The sequence below is a fragment of the Crenalkalicoccus roseus genome, assembly GCF_004761865.1.
GTDB lineage: Bacteria > Pseudomonadota > Alphaproteobacteria > Acetobacterales > Acetobacteraceae > Crenalkalicoccus > Crenalkalicoccus roseus.
This window is the reverse complement of record NZ_SJDM01000002.1, coordinates 79,449-103,753: the sequence shown is the minus strand read 5'-3', so window position 1 is coordinate 103,753 and position 24,305 is coordinate 79,449. Positions and strand designations below refer to the sequence as shown.

General features: G+C 72.6%; 21 protein-coding genes and 1 tRNA gene. 14 read left to right on the top strand and 8 right to left on the bottom strand.

Features of this window, described 5'->3' with window-relative positions:
• Positions 1 to 31: 31 nt before the first annotated feature.
• Both ET526_RS02600 and ET526_RS02595 read right to left on the bottom strand, forming a co-directional pair.
• Positions 32 to 1,396, bottom strand: coding sequence for an ABC1 kinase family protein (locus ET526_RS02600; RefSeq protein WP_135466106.1), 1,365 nt, complete (start codon positions 1,394 to 1,396; stop codon positions 32 to 34).
• Entirely contained in the window at positions 1,393 to 3,309 is a 1,917-nt protein-coding gene (locus tag ET526_RS02595) for a M3 family oligoendopeptidase (protein WP_135466105.1), read from the bottom strand. Before ET526_RS02595 ends, ET526_RS02600 begins: the two co-directional genes overlap by 4 nt.
• A gap of 100 nt (positions 3,310 to 3,409) precedes the next feature.
• Between ET526_RS02595 and ET526_RS02590 the strand changes: the two genes are divergently transcribed.
• Positions 3,410 to 5,143 carry an AMP-dependent synthetase/ligase gene (locus ET526_RS02590; RefSeq protein WP_240048224.1) on the top strand — a complete coding sequence of 578 codons (1,734 nt, stop codon included), beginning with the start codon at positions 3,410 to 3,412 and terminating at the stop codon, positions 5,141 to 5,143.
• A 21-nt stretch (positions 5,144 to 5,164) separates the two neighbouring features.
• Here ET526_RS02590 and ET526_RS02585 read toward each other — a convergent pair whose 3' ends face one another.
• From ET526_RS02585 to ET526_RS02575, 3 genes are all read right to left on the bottom strand, one after another.
• Complete coding sequence (locus tag ET526_RS02585) at positions 5,165 to 5,683, bottom strand: GNAT family N-acetyltransferase (protein ID WP_135466103.1); 519 nt, start codon at positions 5,681 to 5,683, stop codon at positions 5,165 to 5,167.
• Positions 5,684 to 5,742: 59 nt separating this feature from the next.
• Complete coding sequence (locus ET526_RS02580; RefSeq protein ID WP_135466102.1) at positions 5,743 to 6,948, bottom strand: amidase; 1,206 nt, start codon at positions 6,946 to 6,948, stop codon at positions 5,743 to 5,745.
• Between the two features lie 91 nt (positions 6,949 to 7,039).
• Entirely contained in the window at positions 7,040 to 7,717 is a 678-nt protein-coding gene (locus ET526_RS02575; RefSeq protein WP_135466101.1) for a GNAT family N-acetyltransferase, read from the bottom strand.
• 116 nt (positions 7,718 to 7,833) lie between these two features.
• Between ET526_RS02575 and ET526_RS02570 the strand changes: the two genes are divergently transcribed.
• The 5 genes from ET526_RS02570 to ET526_RS02550 all read left to right on the top strand — a co-directional run bounded on the left by ET526_RS02570 (position 7,834) and on the right by ET526_RS02550 (position 12,701).
• Entirely contained in the window at positions 7,834 to 8,643 is an 810-nt protein-coding gene (locus ET526_RS02570) for a ferredoxin--NADP reductase (RefSeq protein WP_135466100.1), read from the top strand.
• A 125-nt stretch (positions 8,644 to 8,768) separates the two neighbouring features.
• On the top strand, positions 8,769 to 9,890 hold the full coding sequence (locus tag ET526_RS02565) for a TRAP transporter substrate-binding protein (protein WP_135466099.1): 1,122 nt from the start codon (positions 8,769 to 8,771) through the stop codon (positions 9,888 to 9,890).
• A gap of 88 nt (positions 9,891 to 9,978) precedes the next feature.
• The gene (locus ET526_RS02560; RefSeq protein ID WP_240048223.1) at positions 9,979 to 10,575 is read left to right on the top strand and encodes a TRAP transporter small permease subunit; all 597 of its coding nucleotides are present in this window, start codon (positions 9,979 to 9,981) and stop codon (positions 10,573 to 10,575) included.
• Positions 10,572 to 11,981, top strand: coding sequence for a TRAP transporter large permease (locus ET526_RS02555; protein WP_192898645.1), 1,410 nt, complete (start codon positions 10,572 to 10,574; stop codon positions 11,979 to 11,981). The genes ET526_RS02560 and ET526_RS02555 overlap by 4 nt, the downstream gene beginning before the upstream one ends.
• A gap of 12 nt (positions 11,982 to 11,993) precedes the next feature.
• The gene (locus ET526_RS02550) at positions 11,994 to 12,701 is read left to right on the top strand and encodes a hypothetical protein (protein WP_135466098.1); all 708 of its coding nucleotides are present in this window, start codon (positions 11,994 to 11,996) and stop codon (positions 12,699 to 12,701) included.
• 18 nt (positions 12,702 to 12,719) lie between these two features.
• Here the strand turns inward: ET526_RS02550 and ET526_RS02545 are convergent, their stop codons facing one another.
• Positions 12,720 to 15,005: an NADP-dependent malic enzyme gene (locus ET526_RS02545; protein ID WP_135466097.1), complete on the bottom strand. Its 2,286-nt coding sequence runs from the start codon at positions 15,003 to 15,005 to the stop codon at positions 12,720 to 12,722.
• Positions 15,006 to 15,124: 119 nt separating this feature from the next.
• Between ET526_RS02545 and ET526_RS02540 the strand changes: the two genes are divergently transcribed.
• The gene (locus ET526_RS02540) at positions 15,125 to 15,550 is read left to right on the top strand and encodes a nuclear transport factor 2 family protein (RefSeq protein WP_135466096.1); all 426 of its coding nucleotides are present in this window, start codon (positions 15,125 to 15,127) and stop codon (positions 15,548 to 15,550) included.
• 22 nt (positions 15,551 to 15,572) lie between these two features.
• Here ET526_RS02540 and ET526_RS02535 read toward each other — a convergent pair.
• A tRNA-Leu gene (locus ET526_RS02535) sits at positions 15,573 to 15,658 on the bottom strand.
• A 47-nt stretch (positions 15,659 to 15,705) separates the two neighbouring features.
• Here ET526_RS02535 and lipB point away from each other — a divergent pair.
• Together lipB and ET526_RS02525 are read left to right on the top strand one after the other, a co-directional pair.
• Positions 15,706 to 16,368, top strand: a complete 663-nt coding sequence (gene lipB, locus ET526_RS02530) for a lipoyl(octanoyl) transferase LipB (protein ID WP_135466095.1) — start codon at positions 15,706 to 15,708, stop codon at positions 16,366 to 16,368.
• A 572-nt stretch (positions 16,369 to 16,940) separates the two neighbouring features.
• Positions 16,941 to 17,843, top strand: a complete 903-nt coding sequence (locus ET526_RS02525; RefSeq protein WP_135466094.1) for an EboA domain-containing protein — start codon at positions 16,941 to 16,943, stop codon at positions 17,841 to 17,843.
• A gap of 100 nt (positions 17,844 to 17,943) precedes the next feature.
• Here the strand turns inward: ET526_RS02525 and ET526_RS02520 are convergent, their stop codons facing one another.
• Positions 17,944 to 18,846, bottom strand: coding sequence for a branched-chain amino acid aminotransferase (locus tag ET526_RS02520; RefSeq protein WP_135466093.1), 903 nt, complete (start codon positions 18,844 to 18,846; stop codon positions 17,944 to 17,946).
• Positions 18,847 to 18,968: 122 nt separating this feature from the next.
• Here ET526_RS02520 and ET526_RS02515 point away from each other — a divergent pair, with 122 nt between their 5' ends.
• From ET526_RS02515 to ET526_RS02495, 5 genes are all read left to right on the top strand, one after another.
• Entirely contained in the window at positions 18,969 to 19,553 is a 585-nt protein-coding gene (locus ET526_RS02515) for a MarR family winged helix-turn-helix transcriptional regulator (protein ID WP_135466092.1), read from the top strand.
• A 14-nt stretch (positions 19,554 to 19,567) separates the two neighbouring features.
• Complete coding sequence (locus tag ET526_RS02510) at positions 19,568 to 20,296, top strand: response regulator (protein WP_135466091.1); 729 nt, start codon at positions 19,568 to 19,570, stop codon at positions 20,294 to 20,296.
• Positions 20,296 to 21,657: an ATP-binding protein gene (locus tag ET526_RS02505; protein WP_135466090.1), complete on the top strand. Its 1,362-nt coding sequence runs from the start codon at positions 20,296 to 20,298 to the stop codon at positions 21,655 to 21,657. Before ET526_RS02510 ends, ET526_RS02505 begins: the two co-directional genes overlap by 1 nt.
• Positions 21,658 to 22,185: 528 nt before the next feature.
• Complete coding sequence (locus tag ET526_RS02500; protein WP_135466089.1) at positions 22,186 to 23,268, top strand: hypothetical protein; 1,083 nt, start codon at positions 22,186 to 22,188, stop codon at positions 23,266 to 23,268.
• A gap of 302 nt (positions 23,269 to 23,570) precedes the next feature.
• Complete coding sequence (locus tag ET526_RS02495; RefSeq protein WP_135466088.1) at positions 23,571 to 24,263, top strand: PEP-CTERM sorting domain-containing protein; 693 nt, start codon at positions 23,571 to 23,573, stop codon at positions 24,261 to 24,263.
• Positions 24,264 to 24,305 lie beyond the last annotated feature (42 nt).

Genomic DNA, 24,305 nt, shown 5'->3' with positions numbered 1-24,305 from the left:
CCGCGCTTCCCGCGGGCGGGAGGCCCCGCCTTCAGCCGGGCGTCGGCACCCCTGCCTCGCGCAGCGCCGCCGCCTGCCGCTCCGCCAGGGCCTGCTCGGAGAAGTCCGCGATCAGCTCGGCGAACAGCCGGTGCCAGTTGAGCTGCGCCCGGAGCCTCAGGAAGACGCTGCCAAGCCCGATCGCGGCGCGGTCCATCAGCGGGAACTCCCGCGGCACCCGCACGCCCCCGGTGCGCTTCAGCCCCTCATGCACCCGCGCCGCCACCTTGCGGCCATAGGCGGGATCGTCCGATTCCTGGATCGGCCGCACCCGGTCCTGGATCAGCGGCTCGTAGAGGAAGCGCGCCCACTCCGACAGCACCGCGCGGGTCTCGCGCGAGAGGTTGCGGAAACCCCAGGCCTCGTAGGCCAGGCGCGCCTTCTCCTCGTCCCCGTCGCGCACCGCCTCGTAGAGCTGAATCACCGCGGCGACGAAGCGCGGCCCGAAGACGCGGATGGTGCCGAAGTCGAGCAGGTTGATGCCCCTCTGGTCCGGCTGCACCTGGTAGTTGCCGAGGTGCGGGTCGCCATGGATCACGCCGTAGCGGTAGAAGGGCACGTACCAGGCGCGGAACAGCGCCTCGGCGCAGGCGTTGCGCAGCTCCTGCGGCGGGTTCCCCTCCAGCCACCTCAGGATCGGCTGCCCGTCCAGCCAGGTCATGGTCAGCAGGCGGCGCGTGCAGTAGCCTTCGATCGGCCGCGGCACCTGCACGCCGGGCACGCCCCGCAGCATGATGCCGTAGAGGCGCATCTGCGCCGCCTCGCGCAGGTAGTCGAGCTCCTCCCGCAGCCGGTCGCGCAGCTCCTCGTACACCTCCTCGTTGTCGAGCGAGCTGTCCATGCGGCGGTAGAGCTGCATCGCCAGGCGGAGCTGGCGGAGATCGGCCTCCACCACGCTCGGCATGTCGGGATACTGCAGCTTGCACGCCACCTCCGTGCCGTCCGGCAGGGTGGCGCGGTGCACCTGACCGAGGCTCGCCGCCGCCGCCGCCTCGCGCCCGAAGGCGCGGAACTTCCGCTCCCAGTCGGGGCCGAGCTCGCTCATCATGCGCCGGCGGACGAAGGGCCAGCCCATGGGCGGGGCGTTCGACTGCAGCGTGGCGAGCTGGGCGGCGTATTCCTCGGGCAGCGCGTCCGGCACCGTGGCCAGGAACTGCGCCACCTTCATCAGCGGCCCCTTGAGGCCGCCCAGGATCTGCCGCAGGTCCTCGGCATGCGCCGCCTTGTCGGTCCTGAGGCCGAGGAAGCGCTGCCCGGCCACCCGCGCGGCGATGCCGCCGACCGCGCCCGAGGTGCGGACCATGCGCCGCACCTCGCCGAACAGCGTGCTCTCGTGGCCGTCGCCGCTGCCGCTCATGGCCCGGCCTCGGCGCCGCCGGGCAGGCGCGCGATCTCGTCGATGAATCCCTCGATCACGGAGAGGCCGCGCTTCCAGAAGGCGGGGTCGGAGGCGTCGAGCCCGAAGGGCGCCAGCAGTTCGCGGTGGCGCAGCGTGCCGCCCGCGCGCAGCAGCTCGACATATTTGCGCTCGAACTCGGGCACCGTGCCATCGCGGTAGACGCCGTAGAGGGCGTTCACCAGGCAGTCCCCGAAGGCATAGGCGTAGACGTAGAAGGGCGAGTGGACGAAGTGCGGGATGTAGGCCCAGTACACGCCGTAATCCGGCGTGAACTCGAAGGCCGGGCCCAAGCTCTCGGCCTGCACCTGCATCCACAGCTCGCCGATGCGCTCGTGGCTGAGCTCGCCCCCACGCCGCTCGTCGTGCAGCAGCGTCTCGAACCGGTAGAAGGCGATCTGCCGCACCACCGTGTTCAGCATGTCCTCGACCTTGGCGGCCAGCATGGCGCGGCGCCGGCGCGGATCGGCCTCGGCGTCGAGCAGGGCGCGGAAGGTCAGCATCTCCCCGAACACCGAGGCGGTCTCGGCCAGGGTCAGGGGCGTCGAGGAGAGCAGGTAGCCCTGCTCGCCCGCCAGCACCTGGTGCACGCCGTGGCCGAGCTCGTGCGCGAGCGTCATCACGTCCCGCGCCTTGCCGTGGTAGTTCAGCAGCAGGTAGGGGTGGACCGAGGGCACGGTCGGGTGCGCGAAGGCGCCGGAGGCCTTGCCCGGGCGCAACGCCGCGTCCACCCAGGGGCGATCGAAGAAGCGCCGGCCGATCTCGGCGAGCCTGGGGCTGAAGGCATGGTAGCTCTCCAGCACCCGCTCCACCGCCTCCTTCCACGGTATCGGGCGGTCCTCCTCCTCCGGCAGCGGGGCGTTGCGGTCCCAGTGCCGCAGCTTCGGCAGGCCGAGCCATTCCGCCTTCATGGCGTAGTAGCGGTGGGAGAGGCGCGGGTAGCTTTCCGTCACCGCCGCGACCAGCGCGTCCACCACCTCGTCCTCGACCATGTTGGCGCGGTTGCGCGCGCTGGTGGGGCGCGGGTAGCGCCGCCAGGTGTCGATGATCTCCTTGTCCTTGGCGAGGGTGTTGGTGATCAGCGCGAACAGCCGCACCCGGCTGCCGAAGGCCTCGGAAATGCCGCGCGCCGCCGCCTCCCGCATCGCGCGGTCGCGGTCGGAGAGCCGGTTCAGCGCCGCCGAGACGGTCAGCTCCTCCTCGCCCACCCGCACCGTCATCCCGGCGATGGTCTCGTCGAACAGGCGGTTCCAGGCGGCGCGGCCGGTCACCTCCTTCTCGTGCAGCAGCTTCTCCAGCTCATCCGAGAGCTGGTGCGGGCGGAACACGCGCAGGTCGCGCAGCCAGGGCCGCCAGCGCCCGAGCGCGGGGCTGGCGGCGAGCTTCGCCTCGAGCGCGGCCTCCTCCAGCCGGTTCAGCTCCAGGGTGAAGAACAGCAGGTGGGAGGAGATCGCCGTCACCCGCTCCTGCAGCGTCTGGTAGAAGCGCCCGTTCTCCGGGTCCTGGGCGTCGGCGGCGAAGACGAGCTGGGCGTAGCTCATCGCCCGGCCCAGCACCTCCTCGATCCGCTCATAGGCGGCGATCGCCTCGGCCAGCGCGTCCCCCGGCAGGCCGGCGAGCGTGCCGGCGTGGCGCGCGGCGAAGGCCTTGGCATCGGCCTCGGCGCGGTCGAGGTCGGCGGCGAGCGCCGGGTCGTCCGGGGCGCGGTAGAGGTCGGAGAGGTCCCAGACGGGAAGCTCCCCTCCCCGGCCGCCGCCGGCATCGAGAGGAGACGGGGCGGCCCTGCCGGCCGGCGGGTGATCCCCTGGCGCTGCGGAGATCGCGGCCGGCCGGGGCGGGAGCGGAATGGATTCGAATCGGGTCACCGTCTGCATATATGCGATCGGCGGACGCGGCCAAGCCGCCACGGGGTCTGGACGCGGGCCCCGTGATAAGGGAACCACGGGGGGAGGCATGTCGGAGACGGGACAGAGAGTGAGCACGCCCTGGAACAGCCTGCCCTGGATGCTGCTGGACCTGGCGCGGCAGCGCCCCGGCAGGCCGATGCTGCGGCACTGGCAGGATGGCGGCTGGCGCCACGTCACCTGGGCGGCGTTCGCCGCGCGGGTGGCGAATGTCGCCGCCGGCCTGCGCGCCCAGGGCGTCGCGCCCGGGGACCGGGTGCTGCTGGTCAGCGAGAGCCGACCCGAATTCAACGTCGCCGACTGCGCCATCATGGCGATCGGCGCCGTCACGGTGCCGACCTACGTCACCAACACCCCGGCCGACCATGCGCACATCCTGCGCGACTGCGGCGCACGGGCGGCCATCGTCTCGACCGCGGCGCTGGCGCAGCGCGTGCTGGCCGGGGCGGCGAAGGCCCAGGGGCTCGACCTCCTGGTCTGCATGGAGGCACCGCCCGAACCGCCCCCCGGCACCCGTGCCGAGCCCTGGCAGGCGCTCGAGGAGACGCCGGGCGACCTGCCGCTGCTGATGGCGGAGGCGGAGCAGATCCCCCCGGGGCGGCTCGCCTGCCTGATCTACACCTCCGGCACCGGCGGCAGCCCCAAAGGAGTGATGCTGCCGCACCGCAGCATGCTGGCCAACCGCGACGGCCTCGCCAAGGTGCTGCTGGAGCGGCTGAACCTCGACGGCACCTGCTACCTCTCCTTCCTGCCGCTCTCGCACAGCTACGAGCACACGGTGGGCTGCTTCCTCCTGCCCTCGCTCGGGGTGGAGGTGGTCTATTCCCGCGGCGCCGACCGGCTGGCACAGGAATTCCAGCAGGTGCGCCCCTCCATCGTCACCGCCGTGCCGCGGCTGTTCGAGGTGCTGCGCACCCGGATGCTGGCCCAGGTGGAGAAGGAGGGCGGCCTGAAGAAGCGCCTGTTCGAGCGGGCGCTGGCGCTCGGCCTGCGGAAGCTGGACGGCCCGCCGCTGTCGCTGTGGGAGCGGGCGCAGGACGCGGTGCTCGACCGGCTGGTGCGGGAGAAGGTGCGGGCGCGCTTCGGCGGCAACCTCGTCGCCATGGTCTCGGGCGGGGCGCGGCTCGACCCCGACCTCTCGGGCTTCTTCCTCGCCCTCGGCCTGCCGGTGATCCAGGGCTACGGGCAGAGCGAGGCGGGGCCCGTGGTCAGCGTCAACCTGCCCTGGGACAACCGCCGCCACACCGTCGGCCGGCCGCTGCCTGGCGTGGAGGCGCGCATCGCCGCGGACGGGGAGCTGCTGGTGCGCGGCGACCTGGTGATGGACGGCTACTGGAACAACCCGGAGGCGACGGCCGCGGCGCTCCGCACCCCCGAGGGCGACCCGCCCGGCGCGCCGCCCTGGCTGCACACCGGCGATGTCGGCCGCATCGAGGACGGCCGCATCATCATCACCGACCGCAAGCGCGACTTCATCAAGACGCTCGGCGGCGACATGGTCAGCCCGGCGAAGATCGAGGGGCTGCTGATGGCGGAGCCGGAGATCGCCCAGGCCGTCGCCGCCGGGGAGGGGCAGCCGGCCATCGTCGCCCTGCTGGTTCCGGCCGAGGGTATGGAAGGCAGGGTGGGCGAGGCGGTGGCGCGGGTGAATGCGCGGCTGTCCAGCGTCGAGCGGATCCGCCGCTGGGGGGTGGTGGGCACGCCCTTCTCGGTGGAGAACGGGCTGCTCACCCCCACGATGAAGGTGAAGCGCCGCGCCGTGCTGGAGCGCTACCGCTCCGAGGTGCAGGCGCTGTACCGGTAGGGCCGCCCGCCCGGCGCGCCCCTACCCCGGCAGGTCGGAATCGCCGCGGCCGATCGGGCGCTGCATGAACACCACATCCACCCAGCGCCCGAATTTCACCCCCGCCGAGCGCAGCACCCCGACCTGGCGGAAGCCGAGCGAGAGGTGCAGGCCAACCGAGCCGACATTCTCCACGTCGCCGATCACCGCGAACATCTGCCGGAACCCCGCCGCCTCGGCGCGCTGCAGCAGCGCCGCCACCAGCGCCTTGCCCACCCCCTGCCCGCGCACGTCGTCGCGCACATAGACCGAGTCCTCGCCGGAGAAGCGGTAGGCGGAGCGGGGACGGAACTGCTGGAAATAGGCGTAGCCGAGGATCTGCTCCCCCTCCTCGGCGACCAGCCAGGCCCAGCCCTGGCCCTGCACCTCGGCGACGCGCTGCCCCATCTCCGCCTCGGTGGGCGGCACCTCCTCGAAGGTGCCGGTGCCGTGCAGGACGTGATGGGCGTAGATGGCGGTGATCGCCGGGATGTCCGCCGGCGCGGCGTCGCGGATCAGCATGGTTCCGTGCCTATCCCCGCGCCCCGTGCGCGGGCAAGTCACCGCCGCGCTGGCGCCCCTCAGCCCGGCAGCCCGAGCGCCCGGGCGAGCCGCGCGGCCAGCGCGAGCAGCGCCCGGTCGCGCCCCGCCCCCGCGACCAGCGAAAGCCCGACCGGCGCGCCCTCCACCCGCCCCACCGGCAGCGTCACCTCGGGCAGGCCGGCGAAGCCGGCGATGGCGGTGACGCCGATCGTCCGCTCGCGGATGGCATTCTGCTCCCCGAGCGGGATGCCGAGGCGCGGCGCCGGGACCGGCGAGGTGGGATAGGCCAGCACGGCGCCGCCGGCGAGCAGCGCCTCCATGCGGGCGCGGAAGCGGCGGCGGAAGGCCCGCGCGGCGGCCGCGCGGGCCGGCTCCATCGCCTTCGCCGCCTCGAACCGCTCCCGCACCCCGGGGCCGAGGCGCGGCCGGGTCGCCTCGATCCAGCTGCCGAGCGTGGCCCAGACCTCCTGCGCCTGGGCGCAGCGGAAATGCTCGTAGAGCTGGTCCAGCCCCTCGGGGGCCAGCGTCACCTGCAGCGCCCGGCCGAGCAGTTCCTCCGCCGCTTCCATCCCGCGGCCGAGCGCGCGGGCGGTGCCCGGCTCGGCGTTGATCCAGGGCTCCTCCGCCTTCAGCAGCGGCCCGAGCGGGCCGGCGCAGGCCGGGGCGGGATCCGGCAGCAGCACCTCGCCCACCCGCGCGAGCACGGCGGCATCGGCGGCGAACCACCCGGCGGTGTCGAAGCTCGGGCCGAGGGCGCAGGCGCCGGCCAGGTTCACCGCCCCCCAGCTCGGCCGGATGCCGAACACGCCGCAGTAGCTCGCCGGGATGCGCACCGAGCCGGCGGTGTCGGAGCCGAGGGCGAACGCGACGAGCCCCGCCGCCACCGCCGCCGCCGACCCGCAGGAGGAGCCGCCCGGGAAGCGGTCCGGGGCGGCCGGGTTCAGCGGCGTGCCATGCCACACATTCTCGCCCGTGAGCCCGTAGGCCAGCTCCACCGTCCGGGTCTTGCCGCGCAGCGACGCCCCCGCCTCCAGCAGGGCGGCGACGCAGGGCGCCGTCGCCGCCGCCACCGGATGCGTCCGCTCCCAGTCGGGATTGCCGTAGGTGGTCGGCCAGCCGGCGACGTCGTAGAGGTCCTTGACCGCGAAGCCGAGGCCGGCGAGCGGGCCGTCCGGCGCGCCGGCGATCTCGGCGCGGGGCCCGGGGACGAAGGCGCCGACGGGGTCGGGAGGGCTATCAGGCATCGCGGGCCTCGGCTTCTGGACCATGACGGGCCGGCGGCGCGGGGCCGCGCCGGAGACGATGCGGGGCGCCGCCCGGAAAGGCAACGGGTGCTCAGCCCGCCCCGGCGCGCAGGGGGCGGCGCGCCGTGCCGTCGGGGGCGAAGTTGGCATCGTCGAGCCAAGCCTCGATGGCGGCGCGGCGCGCCGGCCATTCCTCGGCCAGGATCGAGAACATGGCGGTGTCGCGCCGCCGCCCCTTCACCACCATGTGGGCGCGCAGCGTGCCCTCATGGACGAAGCCGAGACGCTCCGCGGCGCGCCGGGAGGGGGCGTTGAGCGCGTTGCATTTCCACAGCAGGCGCCGGTAGCCGAGGTCATCCATGGCATGGCGCATCAGCAGGAACATCGCCTCGGTGGCCGCGCGGGTGCGCTGCAGCCGCGGCGAGAACCAGATGTTGCCGAGTTCGATCGCGGCATGGGCGGGCTGGATGTCCATCAGCGTCAGCCAACCATCCGCGGTGCCGCTGCGATGCGGGCGCACCGCCCAGGCCATGGGGTCGTGCTGGCTGGCGAAGGCACCCACATGGGCGCGCAGCGCCGCCTCCGAGGCGAAGGGTCCGTAGCCCATATAGGCCCAGGACTCCTCGGCGCCCTGCGCCGCCTGCCACAGCTCCGGTACGTGGCGCACATGCAGCGGCTCGAGGTCCACCACGCGCCCGCGGTGGGGAATCCGCGCCGGAAGCGGCCGCGGGGTGGGGTCCACGGCGGGGCCGAGGGGAAGGTCGGGCATCGGGCCATGTCCTTCTGGAGCCGCCGCCATCCTGCCCCGCCCCGGCCGAGGCGCAAGGCCGGGTTGCGCACGGGCGTGTTGCACTTTCCGCCGCAGCGCAGCATGTAGCGATCCCCATGGATGCCCTCACGCCCGCCGCCAGGCCCGCCGTCCCGCCCGCCTTCTTCGGCGAGGCAGTGACCTGGGTGCACCACTGGACCGACCGGCTGTTCTCCTTCCGCTGCACGCGGGACGCGGCCTTCCGCTTCACCGCCGGGCAGTTCGCGATGATCGGCCTGATGGTCGGGGGCAAGCCGCTGGTGCGCGCCTACTCGATGGTCAGCGCGCCCTGGGAGGAGGAGCTGGAGTTCCTCTCCATCAAGGTGCAGGACGGCCCCCTCACCTCGCGCCTGCAGCACATCCGGCCCGGCGACGTGGTGCTGATCGGCCGCAAGCCCACAGGCACGCTGCTGCTCGAGAACCTGCTGCCCGGGCGCACCCTGTGGCTGTTCGCCACCGGCACCGGCCTCGCCCCCTTCATGTCCCTGATCCGCGAGCCCGAGACCTACGAGCGCTACGAGCGGGTGGTGCTGGCGCACACCGTCCGCGAGGTGCCCGAACTCGCCTACCGCGAGCTGATCGGCGGCCTGCCCGACCACGAATTCCTCGGCGAGATGGTGCGCGGCCGCCTGCTCTACTACCCCTCGGTGACCCGGCAGGCCTTCCCGGTGCAGGGTCGGATCACGGCGCTGATCGAGAGCGGGCGGATCTTCGCCGATCTCGGCCTGCCCCCCCTCTCGCCCGCCTCGGGGGACCGGGCGATGCTCTGCGGCTCGGAGGCGATGAACGCCGACCTGCGGGCGATGCTGGAGGCCCGGGGCTTCGTCGAGGGCTCCAACAGCAGCCCCGGCACCTACGTGCTGGAGAAGGCCTTCGTCACGAAATAGGCAGGTCGCCTCGGCAAAATCCGTCGCGGCCTCGTTGCGGACTTGACCTTTCTGACACATCTTGCCAACCAACGGGAACGCTGCCGGCGGCGCGGAGCGCCGCCGCGGCATTCAGGGAGGCACCGATGCCGGTTACGAACTCAACCGCTGGCCGCCGCGGGCTGATGAAGGCCGCTGCCGCCGGCGCGGTCGGCGCTGCGGCGCTCGCCACGCCGAATGTGAGCCGGGCCCAGACCAACGTCCTGCGCTTCCAGTCCACCTGGCCGCAGCGGGACATCTTCCACGAATTCGCCCAGGACTACGTGAACCGCGTCAACCGCATGGGCGGAGGCCGGCTGCGGCTGGAGCTGCTGCCCGCCGGCGCGGTGGTGGGCGCCTTCCAGCTCCTCGACGCCGTGCATGCCGGCACGCTGGACGGCGGCCACGGCGTCTCCGCCTACTGGTTCGGCAAGAACAAGGCGTTCAGCCTGTTCGGCACGCCGCCCGCCTGGTTCTACGACGCGAACTCCTATCTCGCCTGGTTCTACTACGGCGGCGGAGAGCAGCTCTACAACGAGCTGATCAGCGATATCCTGCGGGTGAACGTGGTCGGCTTCCAGACCGGCCCGATGCCGACCCAGCCGCTCGGCTGGTTCCGCAACCGGGTGGAGAATGTCGAGCAGCTTCGCGGCCTCAAGTACCGCACCGTCGGCCTCGCCACCGACCTGTTCAACGTGCTCGGCGCCGCGGTCACCGCCCTGCCCGGCGGCGAGATCGTGCCCGCCCTGGAACGCGGCGTCATCGACGGCGCGGAGTTCAACAACCCGTCCTCGGACCGCGTGCTCGGCTTCCCGGACGTGGCCAAGAACTACATGATCCAGAGCTACCACCAGAACACCGAGACCTTCGAGATCCTGTTCAACAAGCCGAAATTCGAAAGCCTGCCGGAGGAGCTGCGCGCCATCATGCGCCATGCCGCCGAGGCCGCCTCGGCGGACATGTCCTGGAAGCAGCAGGAGCGCTACCCGAAGGACCTGCAGGAGATGGTGCAGCGCCAGGGCGTGCAGGTGCACATCACCCCGCGCCCGATCCTGGAGGCCCAGCTCCGCGCCTGGGACCAGGTGGTGCGCAACCTGGAGAGCGACCCCTTCTTCAAGAAGGTCTGCGACAGCCAGCGCGAGTGGTGCCGGCGCGTCAACGCCTTCTACCTCCGCTTCCAGGCGAGCCCGGCGCTGGCCTTCAACCACTTCTTCGCGCGCCAGGGCTGAGCGCGCCCATACCGCAGATTTCCGTCCGCCCCGGCCGCAAGACCGGGGCGGGCCACCTCATCCGCCTCATGGCCGAGGAAGCCGCCGCATGCGCCTGCAGCCCCTGCTGCTGACGGTGGACCGGATCAGCGCCGCGGTCGGCAAGCTGTTCGCCTGGCTGATCGTCGTGCTCACCGGCGCGATCTGCTACGAGGTGTTCGCCCGCTACCTGTTCCGCGCCCCGACCACCTGGGCTTTCGACGTCTCCTACATGCTGTACGGCACGCTGTTCATGTGCGCGGGCGCCTACACCCTCTCCCGCAACGGCCATGTGCGGGCGGACTTCATGTATCGCCTGCTGCCGCCGCGGCGGCAGGCGGCGCTCGACCTCGCGCTTTACATCCTGTTCTTCTTCCCCGCCATGCTGGCCCTGGTCTGGTTCGGCTGGCAGTTCTTCGAGATCTCCTTCCACCAGAACGAGCGCTCCGCCTTCAGCCCCGAGGGACCGCTGATCTGGCCGTTTAAATTCGTGATCCCGGCGGTCGGCGTGCTGATGCTGCTGCAGGGCGCGGCGGAGACGGCGCGCTGCGTCATCTGCCTGCGGCAGGGCCACTGGCCGCCCAAGCTCTCCGACGTCGAGGAGATGGAGGTCCTCACCATCAAGCGCGCCGCCATGCTGCGCGCCGAGGGAGACGCGCACCCGTGAGCGACCCCGTCCTCGGCATGGTGATGCTGGGCAGCTTCATCTTCGTCATCCTGCTCGGCTTTCCCGTGGCCTTCACGCTGATGGCCATGGGCCTCGGCTTCGGCTACCTCAGCCTGCAGGAGCGCGTCTTCGACCTGTTCGTGCAGCGCACCTACGCGGTGATGGCGAACGACGTGCTCATCTCCGTGCCGCTGTTCATCTTCATGGGCTACGTGATCGAGCGGGCGAACATCCTCGACCGGCTGTTCCGCTCGCTGCAGCTCGCCTCGGGCGGGCTGCCCGGCTCGCTCGCGATCGCGACCCTCGCCACCTGCGCCCTGTTCGCCACCGCCACCGGCATCGTCGGCGCGGTGGTGACGCTGATGGGGCTGCTCGCCTTCCCGGCCATGCTGCGCGCGGGCTACGACCCGAAGCTCGCCGCGGGCGTCACCTGCGCGGGCGGCTGCCTCGGCATCCTGATCCCGCCCTCGATCATGCTGATCCTCTACGGCGCGACGGCGGGCGAATCCGTGGTCCGGCTCTACGCCGCGGCCTTCGTGCCGGGGGTGGGGCTGGCCATGCTCTACATGCTCTACGTGCTCGGCCTCTCCGTGCTGCGCCCCTCGATGGCGCCGCGCCTGCCGCCCGAGGAGCGCAACGTCCCCTTCCTCACCGTGCTGGGCGCGCTGTTCACCTCCTTCGTCCCGCTCGCGGCGCTGATCATGGCGGTGCTGGGGGCGATCCTGTTCGGCCTCGCCACGCCCTCCGAGGCGGCGGCGATGGGCGCGCTCGGCGCCATCCTCCTCGCCCTGCTCTACCGCGCCCTCACCCTCGACAAGCTCAAGGAAAGCGTCTTTCTCACCGCCCGCACCACGGCGATGGTGTGCTGGCTGTTCGTCGGCGCCTACATCTTCACCTCGGTGTTCGGCTACCTCGGCGGGCACCACGTGGTCGAGCAGCTCTTCGTCGAGCAGCTCAACCTCTCGCCGGTGATGTTCCTGATCCTCACCCAGTTCATCATCTTCCTGCTGGGCTGGCCGCTCGAGTGGTCGGAGATCGTGCTGATCTTCGTGCCGATCTTCCTGCCGCTGCTGCCGGCCTTCGACGTGGACCCCGTGTTCTTCGGCGTGCTGGTGGCGCTCAACCTACAGACCAGCTTTCTCACCCCGCCCGTGGCGATGGCCGCCTACTACCTGAAGGGCGTGGCGCCGCCCCAGGTGCGGCTGAGCCAGGTCTTCGCCGGCTGCCTGCCCTTCGTCGGCATCGTCATCCTGGCCATGGCGCTGCTCTACATCTTCCCCGAACTTGCGACCTGGCTGCCCTCCTACCTCTACGACCACCGGCCGACCGGCCCGGCGGAGGATTTCCTGCGGGTGCCGGAGGGCGGCTTCCAGGTGGAGGACATGCCGATCCTCCCCTCCTTCTGAGGCGGGCCGGGAATGCGCGAGGAGATGGTGCGCGCGGCCGCGGGGTGGCTGGCCGAGGCGCTGGAGACCGGCAACCCCCTGGCGCCTCTGCCGGAAGGGGCGGTGCCGCGCAGCCGCGAGGAAGGCGAGGCGGTGGCAGAGGCGCTGCTCGACCTCACCGGCCTCGCCCCCTGCGGGCTCCGCCTGGCGCCGGGCCCCGAAGGCGGACCGGTGGCCGGCCCGGTACTGGAGGCGCGGCTGCTGGGCGACGGGGCACGCCTGCCCCTGGCGGCGCTGCGCCATGCGCGGGCGAGCGCCGCCATCGTCGGCGTGCTGGGGGAGCCGCTCGAGGAGGGGCGGGAGGCGCCCCCCATCCTCGCCGCGCTGCATCCGGCGCTCGACATAACCTGCTGGCGCTTCCGCGACCCGCCGGAAACCGCGGCGCTGGCGGCGGCGGATCTCGCCGGGCTCGGCCATCTCGTGCTCGGCCGGCGGAGGACGCCGCCGGAAGCGCCGGTGCCGGTGGCGCTCGCCCCCGCCGGCCGGCGGCCACGGGGCGAGCCCCGCGACCTCCGGGCCGCATTCGCCGCGGCCGCGGCGGAGGCACGGCGCCTCGGCGGGCTGCCGGCCGGCGCGCTGCTGGTGGTGGCCGGCCTCAGCCCCGCCCTGGCGCCCGAGGCGGAGACGCCGCTCGCCGCCTCCTTCGGGCCGCTCGGGCGGGTCAGGGTGGATTTCGTCTGAGCCGCCCGCCCCGCCGCGTCAGCCCGCGGCGGCGCGCTCCGCATTCGCCTGCTGCACCGCGAGCGCGGTCAGGTTGACGATGCCGCGGGCGGTCACGCTCGGCACCAGCACGTGGATCGGCCGGTTCATGCCGAGCAGCAGCGGCCCGATCTGCAGCCCGTCGGCGGCCGCCTTCACCAGGTTGAAGGCGATGTTGGCGGCATCGAGGTTCGGGAAGACCAGCAGGTTGGCGGTGTCCGAGAGGCGCGAATCCGGCACCGCGCGGGCGCGGATGGCCGGCACCAGGGCGGCGTCGGCGTGCATCTCCCCATCCACCTCGAGCTCCGGCTCCCGCGCCCGGATCAGCGCCAGCGCCTGGCGCATCTTGCGTGCCGAGGGGGCGTTCGAGGCGCCGAAGGAGGAGTGGGAGACCAGCGCCACCTTCGGCGCCAGGCCGAAGCCGCGCACCTGCTCGGCGGCCAGGCAGGTCATCTCCGCGACCTGCTCGGCCGAGGGGTCCACCAGCAGGTGCGTGTCCACGAAGAACAGGGTGACGCCGCGGATGATGACGCCGGAGAGCGCGTAGACCCGCCCCGTCTCCGGCCGCTTGCCGATGACGTCGAAGGCATGGTGCCAGTGGCGCATCCAGTCTCCGGTGCCGCCGCACAGGCAGGCATCGGCGAGCCCCGCCTCCAGCAGCAGCGCGGCGGCGACCGTCGGCCGGTTGCCGACGCGCCGCGCCGCCGCGTCGGGCGGGATGCCGCGGCGCCCGACCTTGTGCTGGTACAGCGGCACCAGGGGCTCGAACACCGCCTCGTCCTGCGCCGGGTCGAGCACCCGCACCGATTCGGAGAGGTCCATGCGCAGCCCCATCGCGCGCACCTTCTCCTCGATCACGGCGCGGCGGCCGATCAGCAGCGGCTCGGCGATGCCCTCATCCAGCACGGTCTGCACCGCGCGCAGCACGCGCTCATCCTCGCCCTCGGCATAGGCGACGCGCCGGGGCGCCTTGCGCGCCGCCTCGAACATCGGCCGCATCAGGTAGCCGGAGCGGAAGACGAAGCGCTCAAGCTCCGCCCGGTAGGCGGCGAGGTCCGCGATCGGGCGGCGGGCGATGCCGCTCTCCATGGCGGCGCGCGCCACCGCCGGGGCGATCTCGAGGATCAGCCGCGGGTCGAAGGGCTTGGGGATGATGTAGTCCGGCCCGAAGACCGGCGCCTGCCCGCCATAGGCGGCGGCCACCACCTCGCTCGCCTCCATGCGGGCGAGCGCGGCGATGGCGTTGGCGGCGGCGACCTTCATCGCCTCGTCGATCGCGGTGGCGCCCACGTCCAGCGCGCCGCGAAAGATGAAGGGAAAGCAGAGGACGTTGTTGACCTGGTTCGGATAGTCGCTCCGCCCCGTCGCCACGATCGCGTCGGGGCGGACGGCGCGCACCGCCTCGGGCAGGATCTCCGGCTCGGGGTTGGCGAGCGCCAGCACCAGCGGCCGTTCGGCGAGCAGCGGCAGCCACTCCGGCTTCAGCACGCGCGGCGCGGAAAGGCCGAGGAAGATGTCGGCGCCGGGCAGCACCTCCTCGAGCGTCCGCTTCTCCGTCGGCTGCGCGTAGCGCGCCTTGTAGGGGTCCATCCCCTGCGCCCGGCCTTCATGCACCACGCCGTGGATGTCGCAGACCCAGACGTTCTCGCGCCTGAGGCCCATGGCGCAGAGCAGGTCGAGGCAGGCGAGCGCCGCCGCGCCGCCGCCGGTGTTGACGAGCTTCACCTCCTCCAGCCGCTTGCCCTGCAGCAGCAGGCCGTTGCGGATGGCGGCGGCGACGATGATGGCGGTGCCGTGCTGGTCGTCGTGGAAGACGGGGATGCGCATGCGCTCGCGCAGCCGGCGCTCCACCTCGAAGCATTCGGGGGCCTTGATGTCCTCGAGGTTGATGGCGCCGAAGGAGGGTTCGAGCGCCGCCACCACCTCCACCAGCCGCTCCGGGTCGCGCTCCTCCACCTCGATGTCGATGGAATCGATGCCGGCGAACTTCTTGAACAGGACCGCCTTGCCCTCCATCACCGGCTTGGCGGCCAGCGCCCCGATGGCACCGAGGCCGAGGACGGCGGTGCCGTTCGAGACCACCGCCACCATGTTGCCGCGCGCCGTGTAGTCCCAGGCGGCGTCCGGATCGGCGGCGATCGCCTCGCAGGCCGCAGCGACGCCCGGGGAGTAGGCGAGCGCCAGGTCCCGCTGCGTCGCCATGCGCTTCGTCGGCTCGATCGCGAGCTTCCCCGGCCGGGGCAGGCGGTGATAGTCGAGCGCGGCCTTGCGGAAATCCTCGTCCATCCGGGTCCCTCCGCCGAGCAGTCTAGGCCAGCCGCCGCCCGCGCGCATCCCGCCCGGAAACGCACCCGCTCCGCCCGGGAATGCTCTAGGCTTGCCGCCCCTGCGAGGGAGGAGACGTCATGGACACGACGGAGGCGGGCAGGCCGGTGACGATGGAGCTGCTGAAGGCGATCTCGGTGGCCTTCAACAGCCGCGACGTGGACCGGATCATGGCGCATTTCGCCGAGGATGCGGTCTTCCTGATGGCCAGCGGCCCGGAGCCCGCCGGCCGCACGGTGCGCGGCAAGGCGGCGATCCGCCAGGTGCTGGCCGAGCGCTTCCGCGTGGTGCCGGACATGCGCTGGGAGCGGGAGGCGGAGTGGCTCTGCGGCAGCCGCGCCGTCACGGTCTGGCGCGTCACCGGCCGGGCCGCGGACGGCACGGCCCTCGATTACCGGGGCTGCGACCTCTACGAGTTCGCCGACGGGCTGATCACCCGGAAGGACACCTACTGGAAGATCGTGCGCCCGGACCCCGCCGGGGGGCGCTCCCCCCTGCTGCCCTGAGGGCGCCCGGGGCGGGAGAGAATGGTGCGGTCGAGAAGATTCGAACTTCCACGGGGTTGCCCCCACCAGCACCTCAAGCTGGCGCGTCTACCATTCCGCCACGACCGCAGACCGGGTAGAGGCGGCGCGTATAGCCGATGACGCCGCCGCCATCAATGCGCCCCGCGCCTGCTTCCGGCCCGGAATGGGCCGTCGCCGACCGCCCCGTCCCCTATGCCGAGGCGCTGGCCGCCATGGAGGCGCGGGTGGCGGCCATCCGGAATGGCCGGGCGGGGGAGTTGGTATGGCTGGTCGAGCACCCGCCCACCTACACCGCCGGCACCTCCGCCACGGCCGAGGGTCTGCGGGAGGCGCGCTTCCCCGTCTTCCGGGCCGGGCGGGGGGGGCAGTGGACCTATCACGGGCCGGGGCAGCGGACCGGCTACGTGATGCTGGACCTGACCCGCCCGCACGGGCCGATCCGCCCCCGCGACGTGCGCGCCTATGTGCACGGGCTGGAGGAGTGGCTGATCCGCGCCCTCGACCGCCTCGGCGTGCGCGGCGAGCGGCGGGAGGGGCGGATCGGCATCTGGGTGGTGGACCGCGCCCGGGGCACCGAGGACAAGATCGCCGCCCTCGGGGTGCGGGTGACGCGCTGGGTCACCTGGCATGGGGTGGCGCTGAACGTGGACCCCGATCTGTCGCATTTCGAGGGCATCGTGCCCTGCGGCATCCGCACGCATGGCGTGACCAGCCTGCACCGCCTCGGCATTCCCGCGACCATGGAGGAGGCGGACAGCGCCCTGATGGCGGCCTGGCCGGAGGTGTTCGGCAGCTGATCCGCCGCTCCGGCGATCCCGCCGCCGCGGATCAGGCGCCAGGGCGGATGCGGGCGGCCGGAAGCGTGCCCCTGCCCCACGAACGGAAGTCCAGGGCCGTCTTCCCGTGGGTGCGAACAGCCGCCATTGCGGATGAGGCTGCGGCGTTCGCCAGGGCTGCGATCATCGGGCGCGGAGCCGGTGGCGGCGCAGAGGCCGCCGGGGTGCGGCGGAGCGGAGCCGTGCCCTCGGCCTGGCGAGGGCCTGCCCGGTCGGGCCGGGATCCGGGCGGCCCTGCCCGGCGGCGGCGCCGATGCTCTTTCGGCGCCAGACCCTGCAATTCTCCAGGGATCCTATCCCGCTGCCTCGCCACCCGATCGCACGGCCGCTGACATGCCGCCGCCAGCTTTGATGGTCGGCCCGGGCCACCTCGCGCACGCTCGCCGCGCCGCCGCAGCCTGCCACCCTCGCCCCGCGGCTCAGGCCCACGGGCCGGCGCCACCCCGTCAGCACCTCCGTGGGCATCCGGCCATGTCCCGGCTATCCGATCCCGACTGCCGCCCCACCTTGGCGGCAGAGGAGGAGGCCATGCCATGCCCGATCCCGCCTGTCCCGACCCCGGACACATCGCCGCCCTGCTCCGCCGCTGGCTCGGCCGCCGGGTGGCGGGGGAGGGGCTCGCCTGGCTCGACGCCGCGACGGCGCACCTCGCCGCGGCGCAGGGGGCGGAAGCGGAGCGCGCTCTGTTTCTCGGCTTCGCCGCCGCCCCGCGGCGGATCGGCAAGGCGGAGCTGACGCCGGGGTCGGAGGAGCTGGCCGAGGCGGCTATGGCGCGGCCGGAATGGCAGCCGCGGGGCTGGAGCTGCGACCAGGCGGCGCGCACGCTGCTGCTGCTCTCCCACCGGCAGGCCGGCCCGGTCGCCTTCGGCCGGGCGCTCGACCGGCTGGCCGCAGCCGCGGAGCTGCGCGAACTCGTCTGCCTCTACCAGGCGCTGCCGCTGCTGCCCTGGCCGGCGCGGCACCGGGCGCGCGCCGCCGAGGGGCTGCGTAGCAGCATCACCCCGGTGTTCGAGGCGGTGGCGCTGCACAACCCCTACCCCGCCGAGGCGCTGGAGGAGGGGGCGTGGAACCAGCTCGTGCTGAAGGCGGTGTTCCTCGGCAGCCCCCTCTCGGCCATCGTCGGCCTCGATCGCCGGGCGAATCCGGCGCTCGCCGCCATGCTGGTGGATTACGCGCGGGAGCGCCGCGCCGCGGGCCGGCCCGTGCCGCACGAGCTGTGGCGCCTGGTCGGCCCCTTCGCCGATGCGCGCGCGGTGGCGGCGCTGCGCCACGCCCTGGCCGATCCCGACCCCCGGCAGCAGCGCGCGGCGGCGCTCGCCCTCGCCGCCGCGCCGGGGGAGGAGGCGCGGGCGGCGCTGGCGGCGCGGCCCGATCTCGCCGCCGAGGTGGCGGCGGGGCGGCCCGGCCGGGAGGATCCTGCCGGGCCGGCGGGGTGACGCCGCGGCGTGATCCGCTCGGGCAGGTCACGCCGCCCTTCGCGGGGCGACCGATGCGCCGCTCCCGCGCTGCCGCCGCCGCGATCCGTCCCGAACGGGGTCAGGCGGCGCGGCGCGCCACCTCCTCGGGCGGAAGGCGCACCAGGGCCTCGTAGTCGCGCATCAGCGTCTCGGTCAGCCTGCCCGGGGTGAAGCTGTGGCCCGCGATCTCGCGCACCGGCGTCACCTCGGCCGCGGTGCCGGCGAGGAACACCTCGCTCGCCTGGCCGATCTCGGCCTCGGTGATGGTGCGCTCCACCACCTTGACCTGGTGCTGGCGGGCGAGGCCCATCACCGTGCGGCGGGTGATGCCGTCGAGGAAGCAGATCGGGGTCGGGGTGTGCAGCTCGCCGCCGAAATTGAAGAAGATGTTGGCCCCGGTGGCCTCGGCGACGTCACCCTTCCAGTCCAGCATCAGCGCGTCGTCATAGCCCTGGTCCATGGCGGCGTGCTTGGAGAGGGTGCCGATCATGTAGAGGCCGGCGGCCTTGCTCGCGGTCGGCGCGGTGCGCGGGTCGGGGCGGCGCCAGGGCGCCATGGCGAGGCGCACGCCCTTCATGCGCTGCTCCACGCCGAAATAGGCGCCCCACTCCCACACCGCGATCGCCATGTGCACCTTGGTGTTCTGCGCGGCGACGCCCATCTCCTCGGCGCCGCGCCAGGCGATCGGGCGCACATAGGCGTCGGTCAGGCCGTTCCGCGCCAGCGTCTCCTGGCAGGCGGCGTCGATCTGCTCGGCGCTCCAGGGGATCTCGAAGCCGAGGATGCGGCCCGAGGCGATCAGGCGCTCGGTGTGCTCGCGCAGCTTGAAGATGTTGCCGGAATAGGCGCGCTCCCCCTCGAACACCGCGGAGGCGTAGTGCAGGCCGTGGGAGAGGACGTGCAGCCGCGCCTCGCGCCAGGGGACGAAGCCGCCGTTCCACCAGATCCAGCCGTCGCGGTCGTCGTAGGGGACCAATGCCATGGCGCAACACCTCCATCCTGAGCCCGGTTCGCGGGCAACATCATTGCCGGTGACCGGGCCATGCTAGTATCTCCGGAGAAAATGTGTCAATATTGCTGACCAAACCGGGAGTCGTGCGCGCCATGCCGGAGGGGTCGGAGAGCAAGCCAGCCGCGCCGGGGCCGGAGGGGCGGCCGCCCCCGGCGCCCGCCGGGCGCAACCTGCTCTTCCTGCGCGAGGAGGAGCTGCGCCTGGCGCAGGACCTGCTGTTCTTCGGCTACCGCGACTTCACCGCCGGCGCCGACGCCATCCTGGCCGAGCTCGGCATGGGCCGGGCGCACCACCGCGTGCTGCACTTCGTCGGCCGCCGCCCCGGCATCACGGTGGGAGAGCTGCTCGGCATCCTCGGCATCACCAAGCAGTCGCTCGGGCGGGTGCTGACCCCGCTGGTCGAGCAGGGCTATGTCGCGCAGTCCACCGGCCGCGCCGACCGCCGCCAGCGCCTGCTCAGCCTGACCCCGAAGGGCGAGGCGCTGGAGCGGCGGCTGTTCGAGCGGCAGCGCGAATGGGTGATGCGCGCCTACCGCGAGGCCGGGCCGGCGGCGGTGGAGGGGTTCCGCCGCGTCATGCGCGGCCTGATGGGGCCGGAGGCGCGGGCGCAGCTCGAACGGCTCGAGAGGGCCTCCCCCCGTGGCGCGGACACCACACATCTGGCACGGACCGGTTGAGGGGTGGGACAGTCATGCCAGCCGAGTTTGCGCCGAGGGAGCAGGGCCGTGGGGAGGCCCCGCACCTGCTGGTGGTGGACGACGACGCAAGGCTCAGGGCGCTGCTGCAGCGCTACCTCTCCGAACAGGGCTTCCGGGTGACCACCGCGCCCGACGCCGCCGCCGCGCGTGAGACGCTGGCCGCGGTCGCCTTCGACCTCGTGGTGCTGGACGTGATGATGCCGGGTGAATCCGGGCTCGATCTGGTGGAGGCGCTGCGCCGCCAGGGCAACGACGTGCCCGTGCTGATGCTGACCGCGCGTGGCGGGCCGGACGACCGCGTCGCCGGCTTCGAGCACGGCGCCGACGACTACCTCGCCAAGCCCTTCGACCCGCGCGAGCTGGCGCTGCGCATCCGCACCATCCTGCGCCGCGCCGCGCCGGCGTCGCAGCCCCTGCCGCAGGCTCCGGTGCAGCTCGGCAACCGCTGGTTCGACCCCGAGCGGAGCGAGCTGCGTGGGCCCGAGGGCACGGTGCGCCTGACCGGGGGCGAGGCGGCGCTGCTGATCGCGCTCGCCCGCCGCGCCGGAGAGGTGCTCTCGCGCGAGGAGATCGCCGCCGCCCTCGGCACGCCCGAGGCCGGGGAGCGGGCGGTGGACGTGCAGGTGACGCGGCTGCGCCGCAAGATCGAGCCCGACCCGCGCGAGCCGCGCTTCCTGCACACCGTCCGCCACCGCGGCTACGTGCTGCGGCCGGGCCCCTGATGCCGCGCCGCGCCATCGAGCGCGGCCTGCGCGGGCTGCTGCCGCGGGGGCTGCTCGGCCGCTCCGTCCTCATCATCCTGCTGCCGATGATCGTGCTGCAGGCGGTGGCGCTGCAGCTCTTCTACGGCGGGCATCTCGACGTGATCTCGCGCCGCCTGGCGGGCGGGGTGGCCGGCGAGGTGGCGCTGATCGCCGAGCTTGCCCAGCGCGCGCCCGAGGACCGGCCGGAACTGTTCCGCGAGGCCGCCTGGCGCCTCGCCCTGGCGCTGGCCTTCGAGGAGGGGGCGCGGCTGCAGCCGGTGGAGCGGCCGGCCTGGATGCCCTTCCTGCCGCTGGAGGAGGACCTCGACCACGCGCTGCGCGAGCGCGTGCGCCGCCCCTTCGACACCGATTGGCAGTCCGACCCGCGCAGCGTGATCATCCGCATCCAGCTTCCGGACGGCGTGCTGCACGTGGAGGCGCCGCGCAAGCGGCTGTTCACCGCCACGCTCTACCTGTTCGTCATCTGGCTGGTCGGCTCGGCGCTGCTGCTCTCAGGCGTCGCGGTGCTGTTCATGAAGAACCAGGTGCGCGCCATCCGCCGCCTCGCCGCTGCGGCGGAGGCCTTCGGCACCGGCCGCGACGCCGGCCCGATCAAGCCCGAGGGCGCGACCGAGGTGCGCCAGGCGGCGCACGCCTTCAACCACATGCGCGAGCGCATCCGCCGCTTCGTGACGCAGCGCACCGAGATGCTGGCCGGCATCAGCCACGACCTGCGCACGCCCCTGACCCGGCTGCGGCTCGGCCTCGCCATGCTGCCGCGCAGCCCGGAGGCGGAGGAGGATTTGGCGGCGCTGGCCCAGGACCTCGACGAGATGGAGCGGATGATCGCCGCCTACCTCGCCTTCGCCCGCGGCGACGGGATGGAGCAGCCGCGCCCGGCCGACCTCGTCGCCCTGGTGCGCGACGAGGCGGCGAAGGCGCGCCGCGCCGGGGGCGAGGTGGCGATGACGGGGCCGGAGCGGCTGGTGCTGCCGCTGCGCGCCGATGCGCTGCGCCGCTGCCTCGGCAACCTGCTCGACAATGCGCGGCGCCACGCGCGGCACGTGGCGGTGGCGGTGCAAGCGGTGCCGCGCGCCGGCCGCGGCGCGGCGGAGGGCGTCTCCGCCTTCTGGGCGGAGGTCACGGTGGACGATGACGGCCCCGGCATTCCGGAGGCGGAGCGGGAGAGCGCCTTCCGCCCCTTCATGAGCGGCGCCCCGGGCGGGACGGGCCTCGGCCTCGCCATCGCGCGCGACATCGTGCGCGCGCATGGGGGCGAGATCCTGCTGGAGCAGAGCCCGCTCGGGGGGCTCAGGGCGCGGCTCAGGCTGCCGGGGTAGCGCATCGGCAAGGCGGTGGACGCGCGGGGATCGCGACCTGGAGCGGGGCGCCGGGCTCGCGCGCGGTGGAGGCCGCCCCAGGGAGGCCGGGCGGAAGGCGCAGGTGGACCGGCTGTAACAGGATTGTCAGATTAGATTGTATGCAATTAGCCGATTTCCCGTAGCGGCTGTCGGGAGCAGGCTAGGCACAGCCGTCAGGAAAGACGCCGCGCGGCTTACGGGCCGTTAACGACGCAGCGATTCCCCGCCCACTACCGCCACAAGTAATCCATGTAGAATTACAATCATATTCAAAGTCAACTCTTTACTTCGCGAGTATTTTATAAACGTCTTCTACGCGGTTTCTGAAAGCATGGTCATGCCCGTCCAGACGCGCGGGCACCCATCCGTCCCGGACGTCACAAGGCCAGAACATCCGCCGCGTCAGGGCGCAGAGGAGGGCAGCCGGATCCGCGCGGGAAGACCACCGGCCGCAACCGGGACCCAGCACCGATCGCAACACAAGGTCCAAGAAAAGGAACAACGGTCATGCCATTGGATGCCGCGAATTCCCTTTCCCTCGATGCCCATGAATGCCCGCCGGAGGGAGGTGGCCATGCCTGCGTCATCCATCTCGACCAGTCCACGGATGACACGGAAGCCTTCCCGGTCCTGGTGAAGGCCTATGAGGGCGACTTCACCGGCGACGGCTTCACCGACGTCGCCTTCACCGTCACCACCTTCCCGCAGGCGGCGGACCTGCAGGGGCTGTTCCTGCAGCTCCCGGAAGGCTTCACCTTCTCCTACTCCTTCGAGGTCAGCTACATCAGCACCACGACGGGCGGCGGGCCGCCGGTCGTCACCACCATTATCTGCGAGCCGCATGTGGTCGGCGACGGGTTGGTGGAATCGCCGCCCGATCCCAACGTCAACATGCAGGGCTCGCAGGTGGACTTCGATGTCGGCTTCGGCTTCGGCGATCCGGGGCTAGGGCAGGACGTCTATGCGATCCAGATCGTCATCTCCTCGGACACCGATCTCACCCTCGCCGACTTCGAGGGGCTGATCCTCGGCGTCAGGGCGCAGAGCGTCGGCGACGACCGCGAGGGCAGCGCCAAGATCTGGGGCGAGATCAGGTGCGAGGTGGAGGAGGAGTGCCTCGAGGGGCTGACCCCCGGCTTCTGGCGCCAGGTGCACAACCTGGCGAAGGTCACGCTCAGCGAGGAGTGCCAGGATTATTTCGGCGTCTCGAGCTGGGGCGAGCTGCTGAACCTGAATTTCAAGACCGTCTTCGGCGTCAGCGGCACCTACACGGTCGGGCGCACCACGGTCAGCCCAGACCTGAAGCTGTCCCAGGCCATCGCCTATGAGGGCGGCGGGGATGCCGGCGCCCTGCTGCGTCACGCCACGGCTGCGCTGCTCAACGACTGCGCCGAGGAGGTGAACTACGCCATCCCGCATGACGAGCTGATCACGCTGGTGCAGACCGCCTGGAACTCCGGGCAGATCAGCCAGGTCGCCGCCCTCAAGAACACCCTCGAATTCCTCAACGAGCTCGGCCTCGAGGAGGATGAGGGCTTCGTCTGCTATCACCGCAGCGACCTCGGCCCCGACTACACCCTCATCGGCTAGGATGGATCCTGTCCGGGCGGCTCACTCGGACGGGTGAGGAGGCCCGCACACCAGGGGGCAGGGCATTCGCCGCGAGCCAAGGCGAGCGGAAGATGCCCTGGCGCCCGATCCCGGAACGGAAGCGCCGGGGCGGCTCCCCCGCCCCGGCCTGTCGGCGGATTTGACAGGAACGGATTTTTGGACGGATCCTGATTTTCAATCCATTGATTCCGTGATATTTCCATATCCGGCATGATGCTTGCTTCCTCCCGACTCGGTTGTGGCGGCCATACCGGCCGCCCGCATCTCGGGAGCAAGACATCATGCGCAGGATCCTCCTCGCGGCCTTCGCCCTGCTGGGCCTGGCCGCGCTCGGGGCGCCCGCCCAGGCGGCGCCTTTCCTCGGCTACCGCGTGTACGAGGATGGCGTGCTCAAGCACTCCGGCGGGTCTTCGGGAGGCTTCCTCAGCGCCACCGGCCATACCGGCCTGTTCCAGTGGAGCCTGACCGCCCTCGGCGCCCCGTTCGTGCAGGCCCCGGCCATGGGAGCCCAGACCACCGAGGTGTCCGTCCCGAACCTCTCCAGCACGCACAGCATCCGCATCGAGGTGAGCCAGACCGGCCTGCCGAGCGCGAGCGCCACCGGAGGCGGCCTTCTCGCCCAGCTCGCCAACAGCTTCACCGCGAACTTCCTCATCAACGGCGGCGCCATCGGCGCGGTGACGATCGCCAACTACGTGGACGCGGACAACACCGCCTTCGGCCTGTCGCAGCTCATGGCCTCCGCCAGCTTCACCAGCAGCGGCCCGAACGCCGCCGGCACCTTCCTCGCCGATGTCAGCCTGCCCAACGCGCTGTTCTCGGAGACGATGGTGTTCGAGGCGGTGTTCCTGGGCGGCGCGGCGGCTCTCTTCGCCAGCTCGCAGATCACCGTGCCGGAGCCGGCCTCCCTCGCCCTGTTCGGTGCGGGGCTGCTCGGCCTCGGCGCGGTCTGGCGCCGCCGGGGGCGGGGCTGAGGCGCTGCGCCCGGCTCGCCGCATCGGCGGCGGGCCGCATGC